The organism is Parendozoicomonas callyspongiae (genome assembly GCF_023502345.1).
Classification (GTDB): Bacteria; Pseudomonadota; Gammaproteobacteria; order Pseudomonadales; family Endozoicomonadaceae; genus Sansalvadorimonas; species Sansalvadorimonas callyspongiae.
Genome location: NZ_JAMFLX010000002.1, coordinates 83,287 through 109,414 on the forward strand (window position 1 = coordinate 83,287; position 26,128 = coordinate 109,414).

Annotated in this window: 21 protein-coding genes; 18 read left to right on the forward strand and 3 right to left on the reverse strand. The window is 51.0% G+C overall.

Features of this window, described 5'->3' with window-relative positions; genetic code table 11:
- Positions 1-39: 39 nt before the first annotated feature.
- The 13 genes from M3P05_RS01795 (at position 40) to M3P05_RS01855 (ending at position 16,923) form a co-directional block, all read left to right on the forward strand.
- Positions 40-1,068, forward strand: a complete 1,029-nt coding sequence (locus M3P05_RS01795; protein WP_249697522.1) for an Asd/ArgC dimerization domain-containing protein — start codon at positions 40-42, stop codon at positions 1,066-1,068.
- Between the two features lie 193 nt (positions 1,069-1,261).
- Complete coding sequence (locus tag M3P05_RS01800; RefSeq protein ID WP_249697523.1) at positions 1,262-4,423, forward strand: FimV/HubP family polar landmark protein; 3,162 nt, start codon at positions 1,262-1,264, stop codon at positions 4,421-4,423.
- A gap of 131 nt (positions 4,424-4,554) precedes the next feature.
- A complete protein-coding gene (gene truA, locus M3P05_RS01805; RefSeq protein WP_249697524.1) occupies positions 4,555-5,418 on the forward strand; it encodes a tRNA pseudouridine(38-40) synthase TruA in 864 nt (287 codons plus the stop codon).
- A gap of 92 nt (positions 5,419-5,510) precedes the next feature.
- Complete coding sequence (locus tag M3P05_RS01810) at positions 5,511-6,161, forward strand: phosphoribosylanthranilate isomerase (protein ID WP_249697525.1); 651 nt, start codon at positions 5,511-5,513, stop codon at positions 6,159-6,161.
- A complete protein-coding gene (trpB, locus tag M3P05_RS01815) occupies positions 6,139-7,368 on the forward strand; it encodes a tryptophan synthase subunit beta (RefSeq protein ID WP_249697526.1) in 1,230 nt (409 codons plus the stop codon). Before M3P05_RS01810 ends, trpB begins: the two co-directional genes overlap by 23 nt.
- Positions 7,369-7,379: 11 nt before the next feature.
- Entirely contained in the window at positions 7,380-8,198 is an 819-nt protein-coding gene (gene trpA / locus M3P05_RS01820) for a tryptophan synthase subunit alpha (RefSeq protein ID WP_249697527.1), read from the forward strand.
- 35 nt (positions 8,199-8,233) lie between these two features.
- Positions 8,234-9,160 carry an acetyl-CoA carboxylase, carboxyltransferase subunit beta gene (gene accD / locus M3P05_RS01825; protein WP_249697528.1) on the forward strand — a complete coding sequence of 309 codons (927 nt, stop codon included), beginning with the start codon at positions 8,234-8,236 and terminating at the stop codon, positions 9,158-9,160.
- Positions 9,161-9,236: 76 nt separating this feature from the next.
- Positions 9,237-10,541, forward strand: coding sequence for a bifunctional tetrahydrofolate synthase/dihydrofolate synthase (gene folC / locus M3P05_RS01830; RefSeq protein ID WP_249697529.1), 1,305 nt, complete (start codon positions 9,237-9,239; stop codon positions 10,539-10,541).
- 69 nt (positions 10,542-10,610) lie between these two features.
- A complete protein-coding gene (locus M3P05_RS01835; RefSeq protein ID WP_249697530.1) occupies positions 10,611-11,114 on the forward strand; it encodes an SPOR domain-containing protein in 504 nt (167 codons plus the stop codon).
- A gap of 110 nt (positions 11,115-11,224) precedes the next feature.
- Positions 11,225-11,722, forward strand: a complete 498-nt coding sequence (locus M3P05_RS01840; protein ID WP_249697531.1) for a CvpA family protein — start codon at positions 11,225-11,227, stop codon at positions 11,720-11,722.
- Positions 11,723-11,826: 104 nt separating this feature from the next.
- Complete coding sequence (gene purF, locus M3P05_RS01845; RefSeq protein WP_249697532.1) at positions 11,827-13,332, forward strand: amidophosphoribosyltransferase; 1,506 nt, start codon at positions 11,827-11,829, stop codon at positions 13,330-13,332.
- A gap of 26 nt (positions 13,333-13,358) precedes the next feature.
- Positions 13,359-14,567, forward strand: coding sequence for an O-succinylhomoserine sulfhydrylase (locus tag M3P05_RS01850; protein WP_249697533.1), 1,209 nt, complete (start codon positions 13,359-13,361; stop codon positions 14,565-14,567).
- A 112-nt stretch (positions 14,568-14,679) separates the two neighbouring features.
- Positions 14,680-16,923, forward strand: a complete 2,244-nt coding sequence (locus tag M3P05_RS01855) for a YgiQ family radical SAM protein (RefSeq protein ID WP_249697534.1) — start codon at positions 14,680-14,682, stop codon at positions 16,921-16,923.
- Positions 16,924-16,999: 76 nt separating this feature from the next.
- On the opposite strand, the gene M3P05_RS01860 is transcribed toward M3P05_RS01855, so the two are convergent.
- Positions 17,000-17,416, reverse strand: coding sequence for a winged helix-turn-helix transcriptional regulator (locus M3P05_RS01860; protein WP_249697535.1), 417 nt, complete (start codon positions 17,414-17,416; stop codon positions 17,000-17,002).
- Positions 17,417-17,579: 163 nt separating this feature from the next.
- Here M3P05_RS01860 and M3P05_RS01865 point away from each other — a divergent pair, with 163 nt between their 5' ends.
- The 4 genes from M3P05_RS01865 to M3P05_RS01880 all read left to right on the forward strand — a co-directional run bounded on the left by M3P05_RS01865 (position 17,580) and on the right by M3P05_RS01880 (position 22,292).
- Positions 17,580-18,251 (forward strand): NAD(P)H-dependent oxidoreductase, encoded by a 672-nt coding sequence (locus M3P05_RS01865; RefSeq protein ID WP_249697536.1) that lies wholly within the window; start codon positions 17,580-17,582, stop codon positions 18,249-18,251.
- A 143-nt stretch (positions 18,252-18,394) separates the two neighbouring features.
- A complete protein-coding gene (locus tag M3P05_RS01870) occupies positions 18,395-19,297 on the forward strand; it encodes an AAA family ATPase (protein ID WP_249697537.1) in 903 nt (300 codons plus the stop codon).
- Positions 19,294-20,271, forward strand: coding sequence for a DUF58 domain-containing protein (locus M3P05_RS01875; protein WP_249697538.1), 978 nt, complete (start codon positions 19,294-19,296; stop codon positions 20,269-20,271). The genes M3P05_RS01870 and M3P05_RS01875 overlap by 4 nt, the downstream gene beginning before the upstream one ends.
- Complete coding sequence (locus M3P05_RS01880; protein WP_249697539.1) at positions 20,268-22,292, forward strand: transglutaminase TgpA family protein; 2,025 nt, start codon at positions 20,268-20,270, stop codon at positions 22,290-22,292. The genes M3P05_RS01875 and M3P05_RS01880 overlap by 4 nt, the downstream gene beginning before the upstream one ends.
- 41 nt (positions 22,293-22,333) lie before the next feature.
- On the opposite strand, the gene M3P05_RS01885 is transcribed toward M3P05_RS01880, so the two are convergent.
- Positions 22,334-23,473: a hypothetical protein gene (locus tag M3P05_RS01885; RefSeq protein WP_249697540.1), complete on the reverse strand. Its 1,140-nt coding sequence runs from the start codon at positions 23,471-23,473 to the stop codon at positions 22,334-22,336.
- A 188-nt stretch (positions 23,474-23,661) separates the two neighbouring features.
- On the opposite strand from M3P05_RS01885, the gene M3P05_RS01890 reads away from it, so the two are divergent.
- Positions 23,662-25,425 (forward strand): DEAD/DEAH box helicase, encoded by a 1,764-nt coding sequence (locus tag M3P05_RS01890; protein ID WP_249697541.1) that lies wholly within the window; start codon positions 23,662-23,664, stop codon positions 25,423-25,425.
- Positions 25,426-25,628: 203 nt separating this feature from the next.
- Here the strand turns inward: M3P05_RS01890 and arfB are convergent, their stop codons facing one another.
- On the reverse strand, positions 25,629-26,042 hold the full coding sequence (arfB, locus tag M3P05_RS01895; RefSeq protein ID WP_249697542.1) for an alternative ribosome rescue aminoacyl-tRNA hydrolase ArfB: 414 nt from the start codon (positions 26,040-26,042) through the stop codon (positions 25,629-25,631).
- Positions 26,043-26,128: the final 86 nt, after the last annotated feature.

The following is a 26,128-nucleotide window of genomic DNA, read 5'->3' on the forward strand; positions in this document are numbered from 1 at the left end:
ATACAGTTGCGTCAGTTTAATTTCTTTTTAAGATGATCTATGTCTGATATGCCTCTTGCCCTGGTCGGGGCAGATACCTTTACTGGTGAAGCGATACTTAATCTTCTCTCTGAAGCTGGAGTTAAGGCGGAACAGGTTGTGGCGCTTTCTGATGAAGCCAGTGACGATGCTTCAGTGCAGCTGGGTGGCCAGACACTTCCGGTGATGAACCTGGATCGGTATGCATTTTCAGCCGGTCAGCTGGTGATCTGTGCTGAGAATGCTGCACTGGCTGAAGCAACAATTGCCAAAGCGGGCAGTGCCGGAGCCATGGTCATTGATGCCACGGCATTCAGCCGTTCCCAGGAATACCTGTCTCTGATTCATCCGGATATGAACCCCGAAGCCTTGATGAATCTTCAGCAGCAGGGTGTGGTTGCTGTTCCTGGAGATATCGCCGTGTCAGTCGTTCCGGTATTGCGTGCTCTGAAGCAGCTAGGTGGAGTTGGTCGTGTCGATCTGAGCTGTCTGCTATCTGTCAGCAGTGCAGGTAAGGATGGAGTGAGTGAGTTGGCGACCCAGACCAGTCGCCTTTTGAATGGCCTGCCGGCAGAACACAGTACTTTTGCCGATCAGGTAGCATTCAATATTCTTCCGGGTGCTGCTCCTGCTACCAGCGGTGTTGATTCGGCCGCAAGAGAGATAAACGCTTTACTGAGTGATGGCTCTTATCAGGATGAGAGTTCTTTGCCCGTCCATATAAATAGTGTCGTGGCCCCGGTCTTTTATGGTCAGACTATTCACCTGTCTGTTTCCATGGACTGGGAAGTCAGTGTCGCAGAAGTGATGGATGTTCTTGAAGGTGACCCGTCCCTGCTGTTGAGTTACGACCCGGAAGAGATGATGTCACCGGTCAGTCTGGCCAATGCTGAAGACGGACAGAAAAATCGTATTCAGGTCTGCGGAATGAACGTATCGGAAAATCAGGGATATGTACTTAATATGTGGCTGGTTACCGATAATGCCCGTGTTGGGTCATCGTCTGCGGTAGTTCAGTTGTATCGGAAGTTGATCGCAGACTTTTTGTAGTGATATAAGTTATACCTGATAACTGTTTATCCGAATGCGGTGCCGTGCACTGTCTGCAGGGAATCGACATCGCATTGTTGTATGGTTGAACAAATGTTTATTGTTCGAATGGCTGCTACGCTTTCATAATCTATTGTTATATAGATAGGGCATACATCACCGGCAAATAATATAAATATACGCAGGCCGGGTGATGGCAGGATCGGGCGATAACAACAGGGACAGGGGATATATGTTACGCAAGCTTGTTGCGGCTATGGCAGTGGCGGGTGCGGTTGGAACAACTGCAGTGCCCGGAATTGCCTATGGCCTTGGCCTTGGTGAGATCCGGTTAAATTCGTCTTTGAACCAGCCGCTGAATGCCCGCATTGATCTGGTTGAAATTCGTGAGCTCTCAGAGATTGAGATACTGCCCAACCTTGCCACCAGGGCCGATTTTGAAAGGGCCGAAGTTGCCCGTCCCTATTTTCTTTCTACCCTTCGCTTTAAAACTGTTGCTGACGAAAAGGGTAAACTCTACATTCAGGTCAGCAGCGATAAGCCCGTTATCGAACCCTTTCTCAACTTCCTGGTAGAAGTTCACTGGCCAAACGGCCGCCTGCTGCGGGAATACACGCTGCTGCTTGATCCCCCGTCTTTCAGCAGTGAAGTCTTTGATGCTGCCAAGTCCGAACCAAAGCCTGATCCCATTGAGCAGGTGACTGAAGAATCTGTCACCGTTGTTGATGAGCTTCCCGTTGAAGCTGTTCCCGAACAGGCTGTTGATCTGGATATCGATGCCCAGGAAGAACCTGCTGTTGAAGCTGAGCTTGATGAACTGGTCGAGCCGGAAGAGCTGCCAGTTGTTGAAGAGCTGACTGAGAAGAGTGTTGAAACTGTTGCAGATTCGTCTGTTGATACGGAAGGTGAGAAAGCAACAGGCAGGATCATATCGCTTACTGACTATATGAAAGAGTCAGGCATGAACAAACAGCCTGATGCTGTTGCGCCTGTCACAGTGCCAGATGTTCCCGTGCTGACTAATGAATCTCTGCAAAAGTCAGGGAGTGATGGCAGTTATGTCGTGAAGAAAGGCGATACGCTTTATGACGTTGCCCTGCGAACCCGTCCTGGCAGGGATGTGTCCGTCAACAGAATGATGATGGCACTGCAGGGACGTAACCCTGGTGCATTTATCAATGGTAACGTCAACCTGCTGAGGGCTGGAGCGGCACTTCAGATTCCAGACCGGGAGACCATTGACACCATTGGCACATCAACGGCCAACCAGTTTATCGCCCGTCAGAACCGGGAGTGGCGTGATGGTCGCGTCAATACCGGCCGAAAGGTTCAGCTTGATGCAACCCGCAAAACAGAAGTTGAACCCGTTCAGCGTGGCACTATTGAAGATGACCATCTGAATATTGTCAGCCTGGGTGCAGAAGAACAGTCTGCCGATGGTGCTGATCAGGGGGCAGGAGATGCTGAGGGCCGACGAACCCGTGAGCTGGAATCCCAGATGTCCATCAAGCAGGAGCAGCTGGCGACCCTGAGCCGGGAAAATGCCGAGCTGAATGACCGCTTGCGTGATCTGGAAGAGCAGATCGAGTCTTTGGAAAAGCTGGTATCTCTAAAGAGTGATCAGCTGGCAGCTCTTCAGACCATGGAAGAGCTGGAACAGGAACAGTTGACAGGCAAAGAGCCTGCGCCAAAGCCAGCTCCATCAGATGTTGTCGATGAAACCGTTGATTACAACTATTCCGATGGGTCTGAACCTTCTTCACCTGAAGTTGCTGTTCCACAAGAGTCCACTGGTAAAGAAACGGAAGGTGCCGCTAAGCCAGAGTCTGGCTTAATTGATCGTCTGCTGGGGAATCCAGTGAACCTGGCAGGAATTGGCGGGGCGATTCTACTGCTTACCGGTGCAGTCCTGATTATTCGTCGTCGTAAACAGCAGCAGGAAATGGATGATGATGACGATATCATTCCGGATATCCTGAAGGATTATGACGATAACTCTGAAGAGCAGAGTGAGCAGGAGCTGGAAACAGAAGCTGAAGCTGAGGCAGAAACCGCATCTGAAGAGGCAGATAAATCTAAACTGCCGGAAGCTGAAAATATTACTGATGCCGAGCTGGAGCAGCTGGATGAATCCTTGGAAAAAGGCCCCAACGCTGCTGCAGAGCCAGAGCCAGAAATGCAGGTTGAGCCTGTTCCTGTGAAGGCATCAGCGACAGACGAGGCGGATGTTATCAGCGAAGCTGATATCTATATCGCCTATAGCCGCTTCCTGCAGGCTGCTGATCTGCTCAAGGGTGCTATTGCTTCCAGTCCAGAGCGTACAGACTTCCGTCTCAAGTATCTGGAAGTCCTGGTGGAAATGCAGGACGCTGACGAGTTCCAGGTGCAGGAACAGACACTTCAGGAAACAGGAGATGAGCAGGCAATAAGCCGGGCTGCAGATTTGCGCCAACGTTTCCCGGCCAGTGCCTTTAAATCTACTGTAGATGAGGAGGCTCCTGCAGCATCAGCTGAAGACGTAGAAGCGATCGAGCTGTCACCTGAAATTGCAGATCTTGATGTGGAGTTGTCGGGTGATGAGTCTGTAGAGGCTGAAAGTGGGCCAGAAACCGGCTCTGATAGTGAAACAGCTGATTCCATTGAAGGTCTGGATTTTGACCTCAATGATCTGGAGATTGCCGACGAAACGCCTGCAGCTGATGAAACTGTAGAACTGGGTTCTCTTGAACTGGAAACAGATAAGGAACCTGAAGCAAAGGAAGAAACGCTTCCTGAGCTGGAAGATCTTGAACTGGATGCCAGCTTTGGCATCGACACCTCCGAGCTGGAGGCGGTTGATACCAAGCCTGAAGCCGCTGCAGAGGAAAAAGCTCAAGACGATGATGGTGCCATTGATCTGTCAGCTGATTTTGGCAGTGAACTGGCCGAGCTGGACGATGAGCTGGCCAATATCTCTTCAGATATGAATCTGGATGTTGAAGATCTCGAAAGTGCCCTTGATGCAGATGACCAGGCGCTTATGGCAGAGTTTGAAGAACAGGAGCCTGAACCCAAAGAGAAACCTGCAGCCGAAGAGAGTAAGTCTGTAGCCGAAGAGAGTAAGCCTGCTGCCATCAACCTGGAAACATTGACTGCTGATCTGGATACCAGTGCACTGGATCTTGATGGTGCGGATGATGACTTCTCCTTCCTGGAAGATAACGATGAAGCATCAACCAAACTTGATCTTGCCCGTGCCTATATGGAAATGGGTGATGCCGATGGTGCCAAGGGTATTCTTGAAGAAGTGCTCAATGAGGGAAGTGATGCGCAGAAGAAGGAGGCACAGGAACTGATTGATAAGCTGGGTTCCTGATAGCTTCTCCTCATCTGAAACAAAATGGCCGCTCAAGGAAACCTGAGCGGCCATTTTGTTGTTCTACAGAGTGAACGCGTGGCTATGATATGCTTCCAGCCTTTTGCCGCACCGTAAGCTTGTAAGAATTTATGTCCCAAGATCAAGAGGCTTTTGCTATAGAAGCAGTTGCAGAAGCTGAAATTGCTGAAAGTTACAGGTTTGCTGCCTGTGTTGAATATGATGGGTCTACATTTCATGGCTGGCAAAGCCTGAAGTCCGGCCTGCCAACTATCCAGCAGTCTGTCGAAAAGGCCCTGAGTAAAGTGGCCAACCACCCCGTCAAAGTTATCTGTGCCGGTCGTACCGATGCTGGCGTGCACGGCAGTCGTCAGATTATTCATTTTGATACCACATCCGTGCGCAGTGAACGTGGCTGGGTCTATGGCTGCAACACCAATCTCCCGGATACCATCGCCATGCGCTGGGTAAAGCCGGTGACTGTTGATTTCCATGCCCGTTTTTCAGCACTGGCGAGACGCTATCGCTACGTGATATACAATAATCCCATCCGGCCGGCGCATTTGAGTCGCGGAGTGACCTGGAATTACCGCCCTTTGGATGTTGACCGCATGCGTGAGGCTGCGCAGTATTTGATCGGTGAACATGATTTCACTTCTTACCGCGCCGTGCAGTGTCAGGCCAAGAATCCAGTTCGCACAATTCAGCATATGGACATCACGCGGTTTGGTGACCTGATTGTCCTGGATGTAAAGGCCAATGCCTTTTTGCATCATATGATTCGCAATCTGGCCGGTGTTTTGATGGCAATCGGCTGCGGTAAGCGTGAACCGGTCTGGGCCAAAGAGGTTCTGGATGCCCGTGACAGGTCTGCCGGTGGAGTGACGGCACCGCCTTGGGGACTGTATTTTGTTGATGTAAGCTATCCCGATGAGTTCGGGTTGCCGACAGAGCCTCTGGGGCCATCATTTATTGGACCGCTGATGCGGACCTAAACTGGAAAACTGGCAGCATTGTTATTGGCCAGAGAGCTGAAATGCTGCTTTATTGCAAAAACCGGGTAAGGACGAGAAAAGAGGGGAAGCCCATGTTGTTTGAAAATACGTCTGGAACCCGGGTTAAGATCTGTGGCATACGACAGCCGGAGCATGCCAAACTGGCTGTCGAAAATGGAGCCGACGCTATCGGGCTGATGTTCTATGAACCCAGCCCAAGGCATCTGTCTCTGGAGGAGGGCAGGGCTGTTTCTGAGGCCGTTGCTGGTAAAGCTGTCCGTATTGCTGTGGTGGTGAATCCGTCCCCGGAGTACCTCCAGCAGATACTGGATAATGTTGAGCTGGATGCTATCCAGTTCCATGGTGATGAGGAAAATACGTTCTGCAACCGTTGGAACCTGCCTTGGCTAAAGGCCGTTCGGGTTCGGGACGATATGGATGTTGCAGAGCAACTTGAGAGGTGGCCAGACGCATCGGCCTATGTTCTGGATGCGTATACTCCGGATGTTTATGGCGGAACAGGCGAGGCATTTGACTGGGGCAAGTTTCCCAAGCATGTGAACCGGCCTCTGATGCTGGCCGGAGGTTTGAAACCGGATAATGTGGCGCAAGCAGTTGTCACTATAAAACCCTGGGCTATCGACGTTTCGAGCGGCGTTGAAAGTTCCCGGGGAGTAAAAGACGAAACCCTGATTCGAGGGTTTATGCAAGAGGTCAACTATGTCCGAAATCAGGTCCGATAAGAAAGCTGAGCAGAGATACTGCCAGCCCGATGAGCGGGGGTTCTTCGGGGTTTATGGTGGTCGTTTTATTCCGGAAACGCTGGTTCCTGCCGTGCAGGAACTGAAAGAAGCGTTTGAAAAATACAATCAAGATCCGGAATTTCTAAAAGAATTTGATAAGGATCTGGCCCACTATGTCGGCCGTCCTTCACCTCTGTATCATGCTGAACGATGGTCCCGTGAGCTCGGCGGGGCGCAGATCTACCTCAAGCGTGAAGATCTCAACCACACCGGTGCTCATAAAATCAATCATGCAGTCGGTCAGATTCTTCTTGCCAAGCGTATGGGCAAGAAGCGGATTATTGCAGAAACCGGCGCCGGTCAGCACGGAGTGGCGACTGCGACAGTCTGTGCCCGTCTGGGTCTGGAGTGTGTCGTTTACATGGGCGCCAAGGATGTTCAGCGCCAGTCAGCCAATGTTTATCGCATGAAGCTGCTGGGTGCGACCGTGGTTCCTGTGGAAAACGGTTCCAAGACACTGAAAGATGCTGTGAATGCGGCTCTGCGTGACTGGGTCAGTCATGTGGACGACACCTTCTACCTGCTGGGTACGGTTGTTGGCCCTGACCCCTATCCCAAGATGGTCAGAACTTTCCAGAGCATTATCGGGCGGGAGGCACGGCGCCAGATTCTCGATCAGGCCGGTCAGCTGCCGGATGCGCTGGTTGCCTGTGTTGGTGGTGGTTCCAATGCCATGGGGCTGTTCTACCCCTTCCTTGAAGATAAAAGCGTCAAGCTTTATGGAGTGGAAGCTGGTGGTGAGGGCATTGAATCTGGTAAGCATGCGGCACGTTTCAGTGATGGCCGCAAAGGTGTTTATCAAGGCAATCGCACTCATATCATGTGTGATGATGCCGGGCAGATTATCGAGAGTCACTCGGTATCCGCCGGTCTTGACTATCCCGGTGTAGGGCCGGAACATGCATGGCTCCGTGAGGTTGGCAGGGCGGAATATCCTTTTGCTACAGATGAAGAGGCGCTGCAGGCGTTCCATGATCTGACCAGCTATGAAGGTATCATCCCTGCTCTCGAGAGCAGCCATGCCCTGGCTTATGCCAGCAAACTGGCTCCGACCATGAGTCCGGATCAGAGCATTATCGTTAACCTGTCCGGTCGTGGCGACAAAGATATGCATACCGTTGCTTCAATTGACGGCATCACGCTCTAGGGAGAGGCACAATGACTGAAGTGAACAACACCAGCCGTATTGATGCCTGCTTTGAGCGTCTGCGTAAAGAGGGTCGCAAGGGCCTGATTCCTTATGTGACCGCTGGCGATCCGGGGCCGGAGGCAACGGTTCCCCTGCTGCATTCCATGGTAGAAGCCGGGGCGGATATTATTGAGCTTGGCATTCCTTTTTCGGACCCGGTGGCCGACGGTCCGGTCATCGAGCTGGCTCATCAGCGAGCTGTGTCACAGGGTGTTACACTCGCTGACGTACTTTTAATGGTGGAAGAGTTCCGAAAAAAGGATAATGTCACGCCTATTGCCTTGATGGGGTACCTGAACCCTATCGAAATCATGGGGTATGAAACATTTGCCTGGAGGGCTGCAGAAGCAGGTGTTGATGGCCTGTTGGCTGTTGATATTCCTCCGGAAGATGCTGATGACATGCTGGTGCCGCTCAGAAAACATGGCCTTGATGCGGTCTTTTTGCTGTCTCCGAATACAGCGGATGAGCGGATCTCAGGCATTTGTGAAGCCGCCAGCGGTTATGTGTATTACGTGTCACTCAAAGGAGTGACCGGGGCCGGTAACCTCGATATTAATGAGGTTCAGCGCCGGGTTGAGCATATTAAAGGCTATACCCGGCTGCCGGTGTGTGTCGGATTTGGCATTCGTGATGGTGCGTCTGCGTCAGCAATCAGTAAGGTTGCCGATGCGGTGATTGTGGGTACGGCCCTGGTGAAAGAGCTGGCCGCCCATGAAGATCTGGAAGGCGCCAAAGCTGCGATAACAGCGCGCCTTACAGAGATGCGCACAGCCATGGATCAATGATCGTCTGAGAAGACGATGATAAACAGGAATTTGTCATGAGTGGCAATTGGCTTGATAAACTCATTCCGTCCCTGTCCCGGAGTTCCAACCCGGGAAAAAGCAGTGTGCCGGAAGGTCTTTGGAAGAAATGCGTCAAGTGTGAGGCAGTGCTTTACCGCCCTGAGCTGGAACGTAATCTTGATGTGTGTCCCAAGTGTGATCACCACATGCGTATTCCTGCGCGGGTTCGCCTTGAGTGGATTCTTGATGAGGAAGATCGGGAAGAGCTGTTTACTGAACTGGAACCGGTCGACCACCTGAAGTTCCGTGACAGCAAGAAATACAAGGATCGTCTGACTCAGGCCCAGAAGAAAACGGGTGAGAAGGATGCTCTGATCTGTTTCCGTGGCTCCATGTATGATCTGCCTCTGGTAGCCTGTGCCTTTGAATTCGCCTTTATGGGTGGTTCCATGGGTACGGTTGTTGGGGAGAAGTTTGTGCGTGCCGGTGAATACTGCCTTGAGCACAAAATTCCCCTGGTCTGCTTCTCTGCCAGTGGCGGTGCCCGTATGCAGGAAGCGCTGTTCTCCCTGATGCAGATGGCTCGTACCAGTGCTGTACTGGAGCGGATGAAGCAGGCGGGAATTCCGTTTATTTCCGTTCTGACTGATCCGGTTTACGGTGGTGTATCCGCCAGTCTGGCAATGCTGGGTGACCTGAATATTGCCGAGCCCAAGGCTCTGATCGGTTTTGCTGGTCCCCGTGTTATTGAGCAGACTGTACGTGAGAAACTGCCTGAAGGCTTCCAGCGCAGTGAGTTCCTGCTGGAGCACGGTCAGGTTGATATGATCGTCCACCGTCGTGATATGAAGGCGATGCTGGCCCGTAACCTGGAGCGTATGACGCGTCACCTGTCTGCTGATGCGCTAACTGCAGCAGTAGCGGATGGCAGTGATGAAGATTCTGGTGAATCCTTAAATTAATTGGGGAATTGCTTGAAAAATAAAGGAATTCGCTGTACTTAAACGTTCTGATTTTTACTTGAACAGCAGTGCAAAGATGAACTTTGACAGTCTTGCCGCATGGCTGACATTCCTTGAAGCCCGCCGTCCCGAGCACCAGATGATGCTCGGGCTTGAGCGGGCTGATACCGTCGCCCGCCAACTCCTTCCTGCATCTTTTTTCACTCCCGAACGACCTATCAAGGTGATTACCGTTGCTGGTACTAACGGCAAGGGGAGTACAGTTGCCTATCTGTCCGCGATTCTGAAAGAAGCCGGTATTCGGGCCGGAGCCTGGACCTCTCCCCACCTTCTGGATTACAACGAGCGTATCCGTATTGATGGTGAAATGGTGTCTGATGATTTGATCTGTGATGCCTTCACCAGAATTGAAGAGATACGTGGTGAAACCTTCCTGAGCTATTACGAGTTTGGTGCCCTGGCTGCCCTGGATATTTTTGTTCAGGAAAACGTGGACGTCATTCTTCTGGAAGTTGGCCTGGGTGGCCGACTCGATGCGGTGAATATTATTGATGCTGATGTCTCCATCGTGACCACGGTCGATCTTGATCATCAGGACTGGCTTGGGGATACCGTCGAGGAGATCGCCCGGGAGAAGGCCGGTGTTTTCCGTACCGGCAGACCGGCCATCAGTGGGGAACGCTTTCCTGCTCAGAGCCTGCTTGACCATATCGCCGATATTCAGGCTATCCGTTTACAGAATGACCATGAGTTTTCGCTTGATCCTGTCGATGGTGAAATGCACTTTACCGGCCGGCTCAGTAATGGCGAAATGAGAACGGTAACAGGCCTTACTGTTCCCACACTGCCTCCGGTCAGTGCCGCCTGTGCTCTGCAGGCACTTCTGTGGCTTGTGCCTGATCTATCTGATCAAGTGCTGCGCAAAGGGTTTGCCTCGGCTTCACTGGCCGGGCGCTGTCAGCAGCAGACTGCACAGAACAGCCGTGGCGAAACAGTCAATATTATTCTCGATGTTGCCCATAACCCACAGGCGGCCCGTTATCTGGCCGGCAAGCTGGAACAGGTTGGCAAAGGAACGGTCAGGGCTGTTCTTGGCATGCTGAATGATAAGGATATGGTCGGCGTTATTGAGCCACTCAAAAGCAGTTTTCAGCACTGGTATGTGGCCAGTGTTGGTTATGAGGCCCGGGCCCGAAGCAGTGGTGATCTTGCTGCCAGACTGCAGGGCTTTGATCAGTCTGTCAGTGAGCATGGATCAGTTCCTGAGGCACTGTCCATAGCCGTGGATGATGTAGTTGAAGGCGATACCCTGGTAATTCTGGGTTCATTCCATACTGTGGCGGAGTCTTTGGCTTATTTGAAACAACTGCCGGGTGTGTAACCCGGTAATTACAGGTAATATCCTTGAATCGAATCCCGCATATCTGAGGTTACAGGGGAGAGTTAGGGCATGGAGCAAAAACGAAAACAGCGTCTGGCCGGGGCTCTGGTTCTGCTGGCTGCGGCCGTGATTTTTTACCCGCTGTTTTTCGGTAGGGATATGCCGGGAGAGGAAAGGGCGGTGAAAATCCCTGAACCGCCCCCTGTTCCGGAAGTGCCGCAATATATCGAAGTGCTGGAAACCCCGATGGAAGTCCCGGCAGTGCCTGCTGACTACGAAACACCTCCTCCCGCGGTATCAGAGCGTCCGACTCTGGATGAACAGGGTGTTCCTGTCAGCTGGACTCTGCAGCTGGCGGCATTCTCCAAACAGGCAAATGCCGAACAGTTACAAAACAAGCTGCGGGATGCCGGGTATCGCAGCTATACCCGGGAAGGTGCCGCCAACAGTGGCAAGAGACTGTTCCGGGTCTATGTCGGCCCTGAGCTGCGCAAGGACAAGATACTGGAGCTGCGTCAGGAGCTTGAAAAGCAGTTCAAGCTGAAAGGTCTGGCTGTCCGCTTTCGCCCCTGATAATCACTAAACCCAGCCTTGCCGTAATGGCAGAGCTGGGTTTCCTATCTATTTATCAGTAATTATTGATAGAATCCCTTCGTTAATCACTGACCGATTTTGAGAAATTTATGAGCTTGACCTGGTTGGATTGGGCAATTGTTGCAGTTGTTGTGATATCTGCCCTGATCAGCTTATCCCGAGGCTTTTTCAAGGAAGTCCTGTCTCTGGTGACCTGGGTTGCGGCCGCCATCATCTCCTGGCTGTTTGCGGGCAGCCTGGCCCTGATGTTTGAGGGCTATATCAATACCCCTTCCCTGAGAGTGATTGCTGCAGCGGTGGTTCTGTTTGTTGCGACCCTGCTGACTGGCGGATTGATTAATGCCATTATCGGTAAGCTGGTGGAAGCGACAGGGCTGACCGGTACCGATAGAGCCCTGGGAATGATATTTGGAGCATTGCGGGGAGCGCTGCTGGTTACTATGCTGGTGGGTCTTGCCCACTATCTGCCATTGCAGCAGGATGACTGGTGGCGCAGTTCTGTTCTCGTACCCCATTTTGAAATCGTTTCAGAGTGGATTAAAAGACTGGCAGTCGATACTCTAGCCCCGCTGTTCATGAACAGCTAGCTCAGGGGTGGATGGTTATTCACCTCTGATTAAGAAACATAACAATAAAAATCTGATAACAGCCACGCTCGCTTAATAGCCAGACGAAAGAGGTGAAACAACGCATGTGCGGAATTGTCGGGATTTATGCTAACAACCCGATTAATCAGACTCTTTATGATGCCCTGACCGTTCTCCAGCATCGGGGTCAGGACGCTGCGGGAATCATGACCTGCCATGATAACCGCTTCCACCTGCGCAAGGATAACGGATTGGTCAGGGATGTGTTTCATACCCGCCATATGAAATCCCTGCCAGGCAATATTGGTATTGGCCATGTCCGCTACCCTACAGCGGGCAGTTCCAGCTCTGCCGAGGCTCAGCCGTTTTATGTCAATTCACCCTATGGCATTGCGCTGGCCCATAATGGCAATCTCACGAATGCTGATACGATTAAGGACGATCTGTTTCGCTCGGAACTGCGTCATATCAATACCAGCTCCGATTCCGAAATCCTGTTGAATGTCTTTGCCCACGAGCTGCATAAACTTGGGCAGCTCGATCCCTTGCCGGAACACTTCTTTACTGCGGTAGATAAGGTCTATAAACGCTGCCAGGGCGGGTATGCAGTGATTGCCCTGATCAATGGTCATGGCCTGCTGGGTTTTCGTGACCCCCATGGCATTCGTCCATTGATCTATGGCCGCCGGCAGAGTGACTCCGGTTATGAATATATGTTTGCCTCGGAATCTGTTGCCCTGAGAGCTTTGGGTTTTGAGCCGATTCGGGATGTGCTGCCCGGAGAGGCCGTACTGATTGATAGCGAAGGCAGGGTTCACAGCCAGATGTGCAGTGATACCAGTGAGCTGACTCCGTGTATTTTTGAGTTTGTTTACTTTGCCCGTCCGGACTCCATTATTGATGGTATTTCTGTCTACAAATCCCGTCTGCGTATGGGCCAGAAGCTGGCTGAGAAGCTGAAACGGGAGTGGGGTGAACACGATATCGATGTGGTCATGCCGATTCCTGACAGCAGCCGCCCTTCGGCCATGGAGATGGCGAATGTTCTCGGTGTTAATTACCGGGAAGGTTTTGTAAAGAACCGTTATATCGGTCGCACCTTTATTATGCCCGGTCAGACCATGCGCAAGAAATCCGTCAAGCAGAAACTGAATGCCATTGAACTGGAGTTCAAGGGCAAGAATGTCATGCTGGTGGATGATTCCATTGTACGGGGTACAACCTGCAGTCAGATTATTGAGATGGCACGTGAGGCGGGAGCAAAGAAAGTGTATTTCTGCTCAGCGGCACCGGCTGTGCGTTTTCCCAATGTTTACGGTATTGATATGCCGGTGGCCCAGGAGCTTATTGCTTATGGGCGCACTGATGAAGAGGTTGCCAGTCTGATTGGAGCGGATCGTCTGATTTATCAGGACCTTCCTGATCTTATTGATTCCGTCCAGGCCGGCAACACCAATATCAAAACCTTTGACTGTTCTGTTTTTGATGGCAAATACCTGACGGGACATGTTGACGAGGCTTATCTAAATCAACTGGCCATGGCCAGGAATGACAGCGCCAAAGCTGTCAGTAATGAATCAGTGCTGGATCTCCATAATGAGTCCGCCTGAGTTGAAAGTATTGAAGGACATTTAGAATGAAGAACCAGCCGGAACTCCTTGATTCCCAAACTATTCAAAATCTGGCATTTGAAACTCTGGCGGTTCGTTCTGGTACATGGCGCTCGGAGCAGCGAGAACACAGCGAAGCCATGTACCTGACCTCCAGCTTTACCTATGACTCTGCCGCCCAGGCTGCCGCAGTGTTTGCCGGCGACGAGCCGGGCAATGTTTATACCCGCTATACCAACCCCGGCGTTCGCATGTTTGAAGAGCGAATGATGGCTCTGGAAGGAGCGGAAGAGGGGTGTGCTACAGCTTCAGGAATGGCGGCGGTACTGGGTGTCGCCATGGCGCATTTGAAAACCGGTGACCATGTTGTCTGCTCCCGCAGTATTTTCGGTACTACGGTGACGCTTTTCACCAAGACTCTGGCCCAGTTTGGTGTTGAGACTTCATTTGTTTCCCTGACCGATCTGGATGAGTGGAAAGCTGTCATTAAGCCGGAAACAAAAATGCTGTTTCTGGAAACACCTTCTAATCCCCTGGGAGAAGTTGCTGATATTGAGGCTCTTGCTGAGATCGCTCATGACAGTGACGCTCTGCTGGTGGTGGATAACTGCTTCCTGACCCCCGCCTTGCAGCAGCCACTGGCCTGGGGAGCTGATATTGTTATTCACTCAGCAACCAAGTTCCTGGATGGACAGGGTCGCTGTATGGGCGGAGTCGCTGTTGGCAGCAAAGAGTTGATTGAGCCGGTACAGCTCTGGCTGCGGGCTGCCGGCGCCTGTCTCAGCCCGTTTAATGCCTGGGTTCTCCATAAGGGGCTGGAAACACTGAAGCTGCGTATGGATATGCATTGCCGTAACACCCAGCAGCTGGCCTGGTGGTTGGCTGAGCATCCCAAGGTGGTTGATGTGCATTACTCCGGTCTGCCGCATCATCCTGGGGCAGACCTGGCCCGTAAACAGCAGCAGGGTTATGGCGGCGTGCTGGCTTTTGAAGTGGATGGCGGACGAGAAGCCGCGTGGAAGGTGATCGACTCGGTTCAGATTATTTCCCGAACGGCTAATCTGGGTGATACCCGTACGACCATCACTCACCCAGCCACAACGACTCACTGTCGCCTGAGCGATGAAGATATGCAGAAATCCGGTCTTGTTGAAGGCTTGATTCGGCTGGCTGTAGGTCTGGAGAGCACGGAAGATCTTAAGGTGGATCTGGAGAGGGGGTTATCTCAGCTCTGATAAACCCAGCGGCATGTTTTGCGGGTTTCCCTAAAACAGTCTGAGTTAATGGCGCTATCATAGGCAGTCATTTTCTGTGACAATGCGCGCTTTTTAATCTGGCCCCGAAACTATGCCCATCAATGCACCTGATCTGTTTTCTTATCCGAGATACTGGGCGGAGTGCTTTGGCACTGCGCCTTATCTGCCCGTGTCCAGGGAAGAAATGGATAACCTGGGCTGGGATTCCTGTGACATCATTATTGTGACCGGCGATGCCTATGTGGACCATCCCAGCTTCGGGATGGCTGTGGTTGGCCGGTTTATGGAATCGCTGGGGTATAGGGTTGGCATTATTTCCCAGCCGGACTGGACCGGGCCGGACGATTTCAAAAAGCTTGGCAAGCCCAACCTGTTCTTTGGTGTGGCTGCCGGCAATATGGATTCCATGATCAACCACTACACGGCTGATCTGAAAAAGCGCAGTGATGATGTCTATACACCGAATGGTGAACCGGGCAAGCGCCCTGATCGGGCGGTAACTGTCTACAGTCAGCGTTGCCGTCAGGCTTATAAGGATGTACCGATTTATATCGGTGGTATCGAAGCCAGTCTGCGCCGTATAGCTCAGTATGACTACTGGACCAATGAAGTGCGCCGCTCCGTGCTGGTGGATTCCGGTGCTGATATGCTGATCTACGGTAATGCGGAAAGGGCCATGGCAGAACTGGCCCACCGTATTGCATCCGGTGAGCCGATCAATGAGATTGATGATATTCGCGGCACTGTGGTTCTCAAGTCATCAACTCCGGCTGGCTGGACCGAGATTGATTCCTCACGTATCGACTGGCCCAGAAATATCAGCTCTCTCTATGAAGCTTATGGTGGCAGTCCTTATGAATGTAAGGATGAATCAACCTGTGAAGAAGAGAAGAAGGCCCAGTCGGAAGAACAGCCTGTTCGTATGATTCCTCTTCCGGTTCATCGCAAGCAAGAGCTCGATCAGGAGCGCACCTGTATCCGTATGCCTTCCTTTGAGAAGGTCAGTAAAGATCCGGCACTCTATGCCCATGCTTCCCGGATTCTGCATCAGGAGTCCAACCCTCATAATGCCCGTGTGCTGGTCCAGAAGCATGATAACCGTGAGGTCTGGGTGAATCCTCCTCCCATTCCTTTGGAAACACCGGAAATTGATGGTGTGTTCGGGCTGCCTTTCCAGCGCCGTCCGCATCCGTCTTATGGCAATGCCCAGATTCCAGCCTTCGATATGATCAAGACTTCGGTCAATATTATGCGGGGCTGCTTTGGTGGATGCTCATTCTGTTCCATTACCGAACATGAAGGGCGAATTATTCAGAGCCGTTCCCAGGAATCCGTTCTGCAGGAGCTGGAGGATATTCGGGATAAGGTGCCAGGGTTCACCGGTCAGATTTCCGATCTGGGCGGGCCAACTGCCAATATGTACTTCCTGAACTGCAAGCATCCGGATATTCAGGCCAGCTGTCGTCGTTTGTCCTGTGTGTTCCCGGGTATATGCAAAAATCTGGAAACTTCACATAAGCAGACAACCGAACTATACCGCCGTGCCCGCAAGGTGCCGGGTATCAAGAAGATAGCGATTGCATCTGGCCTGCGCTATGACCTGGCGGTGGAAGATCCGGAGTACGTGAAGGAACTTGTGACTCATCATGTGGGTGGCTACCTGAAGATTGCACCGGAGCATACCGAGAAGGGCACCCTTGATCTGATGATGAAGCCAGGTATGGGAACCTACGATAACTTCAAGAAAATGTTCGAGAAGTTCTCCAAAGAAGCTGGTAAGAAGCAGTACTTGATTCCCTACTTTATCGCTGCACACCCCGGTAGTACCGATGAAGATATGATGAACCTGGGGCTGTGGCTGAAGAAGAACGGTTTCCGGGTTGACCAGGTGCAGACCTTCTATCCGTCTCCCATGTCACTGGCGACGGCTATGTATCACTCTGGTAGAAACCCTCTCAAGAAGGTCAGCTACAAGAATGGCCGCCTGTTTATTCCCCGGGAATATCATCAGCGCCGTCTGCACAAAGCCTTTCTGCGACATCATGATGAGAAAAACTATGACCTTCTGCGCAAAGCTCTTACGGAAATGGGACGTACAGATCTGATTGGTGATAAGCCTTTCCATCTCGTTCCTGCCGTAGAGAGACAGCGACGCCAGGGGCAGAAGCGTGGAGGGCAGGGTGGAAGACCGCCGGCGCGCACCGGACAGGGTGCCAAAGCCTTCCAGAAAGCTCGGGGTGGTCAGTGGGATAGCCGTAAGCCATCTCCACATTCCAAACGTAAAAGTTCTGGGAAAGCTGGATCAGGTGGGAAGCCAGTCAGAAAGTCCAGATAGATTTTAGGGCGCAGTTTAGAAAGCAGCTCAGGCAGCAGCTCAGGCAGCAGCTCAGGCAGCAAAGAAGGAGTTTGGTTTAACCAAGCTCCTTCTCACTTTCGTTTTCATTCTCATTCTCTTCAGAATCTGCTTCGGAGTTCAGGTTTTCAGAGCTGATTTCATAATGGATTCCCCATTCCATAAGCATCTTTATAACCGGCTCCAGGGATTTGCCTAAGGGCGTCAGGCGGTATTCAACTCGTGGAGGAATTTCCGGATAGATCTTACGGTTAACAAGTCCATCTTCTTCCAGACCTCTTAACTGCATGGTCAGCATACGCTGGGTGACCCGTGGCATTCTGCGCTTCAGTTCACCGAAGCGCAGGCACTCTTCTTTGAGTAGCTTGTAGAGAATCACCCCTTTCCATTTGCCACCGATAATATTCAGTGCCACCTCAACTGGGCAGGGGCGCTTGCCACTCAAATATTCTTGTTCGAGCTCTGATTCTGTCATGGTCTATATCCATCGTGATGCTGGATGAATGGTATCAAAATTATACTTAGGTTTGTATTTGTATATTACATTACATTTTTGTGCTTTCTTCCCTATTTATCCTGTCATCAATATAATGATCCCGTTCCTGAGTTAACACATTTCATTAACGGAATTTTTAATAATGAGTGCCAATATTCGCCAACAAGTGCTTGATGCATTTGCGTTTCGTCATGCCTGTAAATCATTCGATACAGAGAAGAAAATCTCTGAAGATGAGTTTAATTTTGTTCTGGAAGCGGGCCGGTTATCGCCCAGCTCTTTCGGTTTCGAGCCCTGGAAATTTGTTGTTGTGCAGAACCCTGAGATGCGGGAAAAGCTCAAGACCGTTACCTGGGGTGCCCAGGGACAGCTGCCAACGGCCAGCCATTTCGTCATGATTCTGGCCCGTAAAGAAGCAGATATGCACTTTGGTGCAGATTATATTCAGCAACATATGCGTGAAGTGACAATGCTGCCGGAAGAGATCGTTGAGATGAAGGCTGGCTTCTACAAGCAGTTCCAGACAGCCGATTTCAATCTGACCGAATCACCGCGCGCCATGTTTGACTGGTCCTGCAAGCAGACTTACATCGCACTGGGCAATATGATGTCTGTGGCGGCACAGATCGGTATCGATTCCTGTCCTATTGAAGGATTTGACCGGGAAGCTTTGGAAGTGATGATGGCCGAAGAAGGACTCTACGATAGCAGCCGGTTTGGTGTCAGCTGCATGGTTGCCTTCGGCTATCGGGAGAATGAACCCTTCCCGAAGACACGTCATGCTCAACAGGATATTGTTCAGTGGGTCAATTAAACAAACTTTGTAGTTAAGACTGACAACAGTTTGACTTGGGGCTGGTGATAAACCAGCTCCCCATCCCTTGAGAATTGCGGCAGAACAGATCACTCATATACTCAAATAAGGAGCAAATAACTAACAAGAAGAATCTGGTTTTTATGTCCCTTATCGATGAGACTCTTGCTGTCCTTTCCCAGGCCATAACCGGTAAACCTCAGCAGTTGCGACAGGCTCTTTGCTGTGTTCTGGCCGGTGGTCACCTCCTGATCGAAGATGTTCCCGGAATGGGGAAAACCACACTGGCACATGGTCTGGCCAAGGTGATGGGCTTGAACTGGCGTAGAATCCAGTTTACCAGTGATCTGTTACCTGCTGATATTCTTGGGGTTTCTGTCTTTGATCGTAACCGTTCGGCATTTCATTTTCAGCCCGGTCCGGTTTTTACCCAGTTATTGCTGGCCGATGAGATCAATCGTGCCACGCCACGAACACAAAGTGCGCTTCTGGAAGCCATGGAAGAAGGGCAGGTTTCTGTTGAAGGAGAATCACGCCCGCTTCCTCAGCCATTTTTTGTTATTGCTACCAGAAACCCGGTGACCCAGTCTGGCACCTTTCCTCTCCCTGAATCTCAGCTCGACCGTTTCCTGATGCGTGTTCAGCTTGGTTATCCTGATCCTGCTGCCGAAAAAGCCATGCTGGTCGGTGAGGCCGGGCGGGTTGTACTTGATACCCTGAAGCAGGTCATGACTGCAGAGAATCTCCAGAAGCTGCAGGACAAGGTTCAGCATATCCAGGCAACAGATCGTCTGCTGGATTATCTGCAGCGGCTGGTCAGCGCCACACGGGAAGGAGATCGGTTTGAGTGTGGGTTATCTCCCCGTGCAGCACTTGGCCTGCTTTCCGCCTCCAGAGCCTGGGCCTTTATGGCCGGGCGCGACTATGTTCTGCCGGAAGATATCCAGGCTGTATTCCCAGCCGTGGCTGGCCACCGTTTACAGAGTCGTCGGGGCGGCGGTATCTCCAATCTATTGGCGGAAGTGGATGTAACCGGTGCGGAATGAGTTCATTTGCTTCCATCGAATTCCATAAACGCTGGCTGGGTTGGCTGAACAGACGAATTCCTCCCTCCAATACTGTCACCCTTAGCCAGAAAAGCCTTTTTATCCTGCCAACCAAAGCCGGTTTTACATTTTTGCTGGTGGCCTTTCTGATTTTTCTGGCCGGTGTGAACTATCAAAACAGTTTGAGCTATGCAGTCTCATTTTTTATGGTGTCTTTGTTCCAGATAGGGCTCTGGCATACCTGGCGTAACCTGGCTGGCATTACTCTTGTTGCCCGTGGAGCTGACTCTGTGCATGTCGGGCAGATGGCTGGCTTCAGAATTTCATGCTGCTGTGCTGATGGTCTGGCGCAACAGGGAATTATGTTGGGATGGCCAGATCATGGACTGGTTAGAGTGGATCCGGAGGGTGATGAAGCGACCGCCACGATTCACTGCTCTGTTCACCGGCGCGGCTTGTTTCATCCGGAGCGTGTTCGGGTGGAATCGGTGTATCCGGTTGGTTTGTTTAAAGCCTGGAGTTGGGTTGATCTGGATCAGGAGGTTCTGGTCTGGCCTGCTTTGCAGGATGTCGAGAAAGTAGGCTCAACCGGTATCAGTGATGATGGACATCGTGAGGTTCCTGACGGGATGGATGACTTTGCCGGTCATCGCAGTTTTATGCCAACAGACTCGGCGGCTCAGGTGGACTGGAAGGTTCTGGCTCGCAGTGAAGAGCTGCTGGTGCGGCAGTTTCATGCTCTGGCGGGTGATGATCTGTGGCTTGACCTGGAAACAGCACCTGGCCGGGACACCGAACAGAAGCTGGGTTGGCTGGCCAGTCAGTGTGTTTTACTTGGGCAGGGCTCTCTGGTCTGGGGCATGAAGCTGGGTCGCCAGACAGTCGCTCTGGGGCAGGGAGAGCATCATGCTCATAAATGTCTTGATGCACTGGCTCTTTATGGTTCCGATCCAAATGGGAGATCAAGTCAATGATCTTTTCCCTGGACCATAAAGTCGAGCAGTCAGTACCTGTCACAAGGGCGGCCAGTTTCAGTTTACTGGCGGTTTTGGTTCTGGTGACCTTGCCTCTGTTTCATGTGCTGCCTTTTATGGTTCTGGGGTTAGTAGCAACGGCTGTGATCTGGCGGTTATTGTTGCTGAGAACAAAGGGGTGTGAGCCTGGCTGGATCATCCTGACAATTCTCGTTGTTCTTGCCTGTCTGCAGATATTTAACCATTACGGTACATTTCTTGGCCTTGAGGCAGGTGCTGCCACACTGGTCTCAGCCTACTCATTAAAACTTTTGGAAATGCGCTGCAGACGTGACGGTCTGCTGGTGGCTTTTCTGGGTTTTTTTGTTGTTGTGACTGGTTTGCTGTTTTCCCAGTCTATTCCGATGATGCTTTATCTGCTGGTTTGCTTGATGGTTCTGGTTTCCGTTCTGGTTGGAATATTTCAGCCCAGAGACAAGACAGGTTACAAACCGGTTGTGAAATTTGGAGCCATTATGGCAGTACAGGCACTGCCGTTGACTGTGATTCTGTTCCTGCTTGTACCCAGGGTTCCTCCTCTCTGGGTGGTTCCCCTGCCTGATAACAGCGCCAAGGTTGGTCTTTCCGATTCCATGGCTCCCGGTGAATTCGCCGAGGTCAGCAAGTCCAGTAAGCTGGCCTTTCGTGCGACCTTTCATGGTGCAGTGCCACCTCCTAAAGAACGTTATTGGCGTGCAGTGGTGATGTACTGGTTTGACGGACGACGCTGGTCTCAGGGAAATTCCGGGGACTGGAGTCTGGTGGGAGTCAATACTGATCAGTTTGTCAGTTGGTATCCGGGAAATCCCCGCTGGGCTGTACCGGGGGGGGAGCCGGAGTTTGATTATGATGTGATTCTGGAGCCGAGCGGTCAGCCATTCCTGCCGGTACTTGGTCCGGCCAGTGAAGCCATTGCCGGGACTGGTTTAACCAGAGACTGGCGTCTGCTGGACAGAGAGAAAGTTGATCTCCGTAAACAGTACCGGGTTCAGAGCGGTCTTGATGAGGGTTATGACCGGGTGCTGCCTGACTGGCTCAGGGCTGCCAGTCTGCAGTTGCCTAAGGTCGGCAATCCGAGAACGAGAAAGCTTGCCAGAGAGCTTAAGGACGTTTATCGCGACGATGTATCCGGATTGGTATTCAAAATTCTGCAGATGTTTCAGCAGGAGGAGTTCTACTACACCCTGAGACCTCCCAAACTGGATGCAAACTCAGTTGATGGTTTTCTTTTCGATACCAGGCGGGGCTTCTGTGCCCACTATTCCGGGGCACTGGTTTTCCTGTTAAGGGCTGCCGGTATTCCCGCCCGGGTTATAGGAGGCTACCAGGGTGGTGAAGTGATTGAGAAAGGCGTTCTTCAGGTACGCCAGTTTGACGCCCATGCCTGGGTTGAAGTCTGGCAGCCGGGTTATGGCTGGGAGCGGGTTGATCCCACTGCAGCTGTTGCTCCTGAGAGAGTTGAGGAAGGGCTTGAGTCTGCCGTGGCAAGGGAAGGCTCCTTCCTTGAAGGCGCATTTCTATCTCCCTCACGTTATCGTGGTGTTCCATTGATTAATGGCCTGAGGATTCATTACGAGCAGCTGGAATATCACTGGCAGCGTATGGTGCTGTCCTATGATGAAAACGCTCAAAAGGGTCTGTTCCAGCGCTGGTTTGGCCGAAAGAATGTGATTCCAATACTTATCGCACTGTTGGGTGCTTCTTTTGTAGTGGTTATGGTTGTTTTCATGCTTATGGCCTGGAAACCATGGAGGCGCAAGTTACCTCCGGCAGAGCGATACTATCAAAGGTTCTGTCGGCGTATGGCCCGTAAGGGAATCAAGCGGGAGCGGGGTGAAGGCCCCAAGGCTTATGTTCGCAGAATCAGTCGTGAAAAACCGGAGCTATCCAGAGAAGCTGTCTATATCACATCTCTTTATATTCGGCTTGCTTATGGGCAGGCACGTTCGGAAGATCTCAATAAACTAAAACGGTGTTGTTAGTACTCGCCGTTTCAGTTTCAAAGTAAATGTTGTTTCACTCCCTATATAAAGTGGGATTCGGTGATTGCAATCAAATCTGAATCATCGAGTATCTGCCCTTCTTCCCCACTGGTCATAGTGTTATACAACTGCCAGGCGAAGGTAACAGCTCGATCCTTAAGCATTGTAAGAGTTTCTTTCATCTCATCAGAAATAATTGGAGGAAGAGGTGGATTTGCTTTAGGCAGTTGTTTTCCTTCCGCATGACAGGCGACCCTGGATACCAAAACATGGATATTTTGCTTTGACCATACCCCCGATCTTGGCTGGCCTACAGCTTCCCGGGTTTCAGCAGGCAAACCGCTGAGAAGAACCCTGGCCGTGACGGTTCCACAGTTGTTGGTATGCGAGGAATATGATTCATAACGCTTGATGTCATCCCATGTCTTCTTCATTTTCTTAACATTAACGCCATTAAACTCAATGATTTTGGGTTCACCGTGGATATGGCAGTCCTGTGTGTAAGATATATCCCGACCGGTATTGGGTTTACAGGTTGCACCAGTGGCAAGCTTCTGCATGTATTGTCTGCCGGCTGCAGTAAGATCCATTCCCCAGTAGACAAAGTAATCTGATCCTGTCAGGCCTTCCAGAGGAGAGTTGCCCCTGTCACCAAGAACCATGGCACAGTGCTGTTTATCAGGCCACACCACAAGGTATGCAGATTTTGGATTGCAGTATGTGGCGTAGTCATAGGCTGTGTCTTTGGTGACTTTTACCTTTTCCTCGATAGATATATCGTTCTTTTTATCCTGCTTCTTGCCTGCAGTCTGTCCTGCCGAAAGTCTTGCAAGTAACGCCTCGGCCTGTTCTTTAGGGTTATCATCGGTATTAAAGACTTTGTCTTCCTCCGATATCTTAGACGTGTCAATTGGGTCACTATCATTTGGTTTCTTATTGTTCGGGTTTAGCATGATGAGATCATGGTGAGGGCGCGTTTTCCTGCGTGCCAGCTCCCCTTCAGAGAAAGTGGATAACTGTGCTTCTTGATCAAGCTCTTTCAAGGCTATATGCAGGTGCGTATAACGTGCCTGTTGAGCTGAGACATTTTTGTTTTTGGCCCGGTTGGAACTGCTTTGGGCAATCTGGGTTGCAAGCCCCATTGATGTTTTGGCTAATCCTGTAGCAAGTGCTTGTAGCATTGATCTCTCCCCATTTTTTATCTGGCTATTACCAGTAAATCTATGAAGAAAATTTGAAATACTCATTTGGACATAAGTCGCTAATACTTTGGTTTTAAGTCAAATTTTGTTGGGAGCTGGAGCAGTCCGGTGAAATCAGAGGGGTATTATGAAACAATGAAATTAAGAGATTACCTGATCGAGTCCTGATGTCCTTCCAGTTGCGCCCCTACCAGAAAGAAACCGTTCAGAGTGTTATCAGGCACTTTCGTAAAACAAATGATCCTGCAGTTATCGTCCTGCCGACAGGTGCTGGAAAAAGCCTGGTTATCAGCGAACTTGGCCGTATAGCCCGGGGCAGAGTTCTGGTTCTGGCTCATGTCAAAGAGCTGGTAGAACAGAACCATGCCAAATATGAGAGTTATGATCTGAAGGCTTCCATTTTCAGCGCCGGTTTAGGCCGAAAGGAAGCCGCTGAGCAGGTGGTGTTTGGAAGTGTTCAGTCAGTAGTCCGAAACCTTGCTGAGTTTAATGACAGCAGTTTTACCCTGCTGGTTATCGATGAATGTCACCGGGTTTCGCTGGAACAGGACAGCAGCTATCACAAGGTGATCAGTCATCTGAAAAAACAGAATCCCAACCTGAAAGTGCTGGGACTGACTGCGACGCCTTACCGGCTCGGTATGGGCTGGCTGTATCAATACCATTACCAGGGAAAGGTTCGAACCGAAGAAAAGCGATTTTTCTCAGACTGTGTCTATGAGTTGCCACTGTCCTACATGGTGGATAATGGATATCTGACACCGGCAACAGTGATTGATGCTCCGGTGGTCTGGTATGACTTCACCCGCTTGCAGACCGATTCTTTTGGACGTTACCGGGACGATGATCTGAACCAGCTTTTAAAAGGGGAAGGGCGGGCGACCAGGCAGATTATCCATAAGGTGATAGAGGAAGCAGAGCAGCGGCAGGGCGTTATGATCTTTGCTGCAACGGTTGATCATGCCCGGGAGATTCTGAGTTATCTGCCTGAAGAAGAGGCCGCCCTGATTCTGGGAGAGACGCCTGGGCCGGAACGTGATGCCCTGATTTCATCTTTCAAAGAACAGCGTTTGAAATATCTGGTCAATGTCGCTGTTCTGACTACCGGATTTGATGCCCCCCATGTTGATCTGATTGCAATACTGCGCCCAACAGAATCCGTCAGCCTTTACCAGCAGATTGTGGGACGTGGTCTGCGCCTGAGTGATGGCAAGGATGATTGCCTGGTTATGGATTTTACCGGCAATCATTACGATCTCTACAGTCCGGAAATTGGCGGCCCGAAACCGGACTCGAAAAGTGTTCCTGTCACTGTTCCCTGTCCGGTCTGTGGATGTCAGAACGAGTTCTGGGGCATTGTTGATGGTGACGGTGATCTGGTTGAACATTATGGTCGTCGGTGCCAGGGATTTACCACCTATGAAGATGGGGAGCGAGAACGTTGCGACTTCCGCTTTCGCTTTAAAGAGTGTGGTGCCTGTAATGCCGAAAATGATATTGCTGCACGCCGATGCCATGAATGTGGCAAAGCCCTGGCTGATCCCGACGATAAACTGCGTGATGCTCTCAATCTTCGCAACGTCACGGTGATTCGCTGCTCTTATATGGCAATGTCACAGGATAAAGGTAAAGCCGGGCTGCCAAGAATCAAAATTAGTTATTTCGACGAAGAAGGACTGGAGATCTGTGAGTATTTCTATCTCGATACACCGGCACAGCAGGGGGCGTTTTACCATAAGTTCGGAAAATTGCACCAGATAAACCGGGGCGAACCGTTTCGTGCTGTGTCACCCGAGCAGGTTGTCAGTGAAAGTAAGAAGTTCCGTAAGCCGGACTTTGTTATTGCCGAAAAGGACAAACGACACTGGCGCATTCGGGAAAAGATTTTTGACTATCAGGGACGCTATCGAAACGCAGTGGACGCAGATTGATAGGTTGTTGAAGTGGAGACTGTTCGATGTGTTCGGATAGGGGAAGTGTGGGGTAGAGATTATTCTGTAGGTGACAGTGTCACGACTCGTCACTTTCTCGAGGGAGGCCTCAGAGGGGGAATGTATGGAGGTCCTGGTGGGACAGGCCTCCATACGCTTTGCTCCAGTGACTGATAAACATGGTCTTTTCTTGGCTGCTGACATTAATCATAAACTCTTCCTCGCATAGATTTGATATTGCTGCGTTTTGCCTTGCCCTGAAGGCGTCTCTCTTTCGATGCCCTGGTTGGTTTGGTAGCCACTCGCTTTTTCTGCACACGGTTGACTGAGCAGATCAGTTCCCGAAGCCTTTCAAGTGCGTCAAACCGGTTCTTTTCCTGGGTCCGAAACTTCTGGGCCTTGATAACAATAACGCCATCTTTGGTAATGCGGCTGTCTGACAGCTTCATTAAACGGCTCTTGTAAAAACCAGGCAGAGATGAAGCCTGAATATCAAAACGCAGATGAATGGCACTGGAAACCTTATTGACATTCTGGCCACCGGAACCCTGGGCGCGAATAGCGGATATCTCTATTTCATCATCAGGAATAGAGACGTTGCCGGATATTACCAGCATTGTGACCTCCTTGTGATCATATGTTGTTTTGTGGCGTGTATGATACTCCTCCGGCTCCAGCTTTCTATGGACTTTTTTCATAAAAG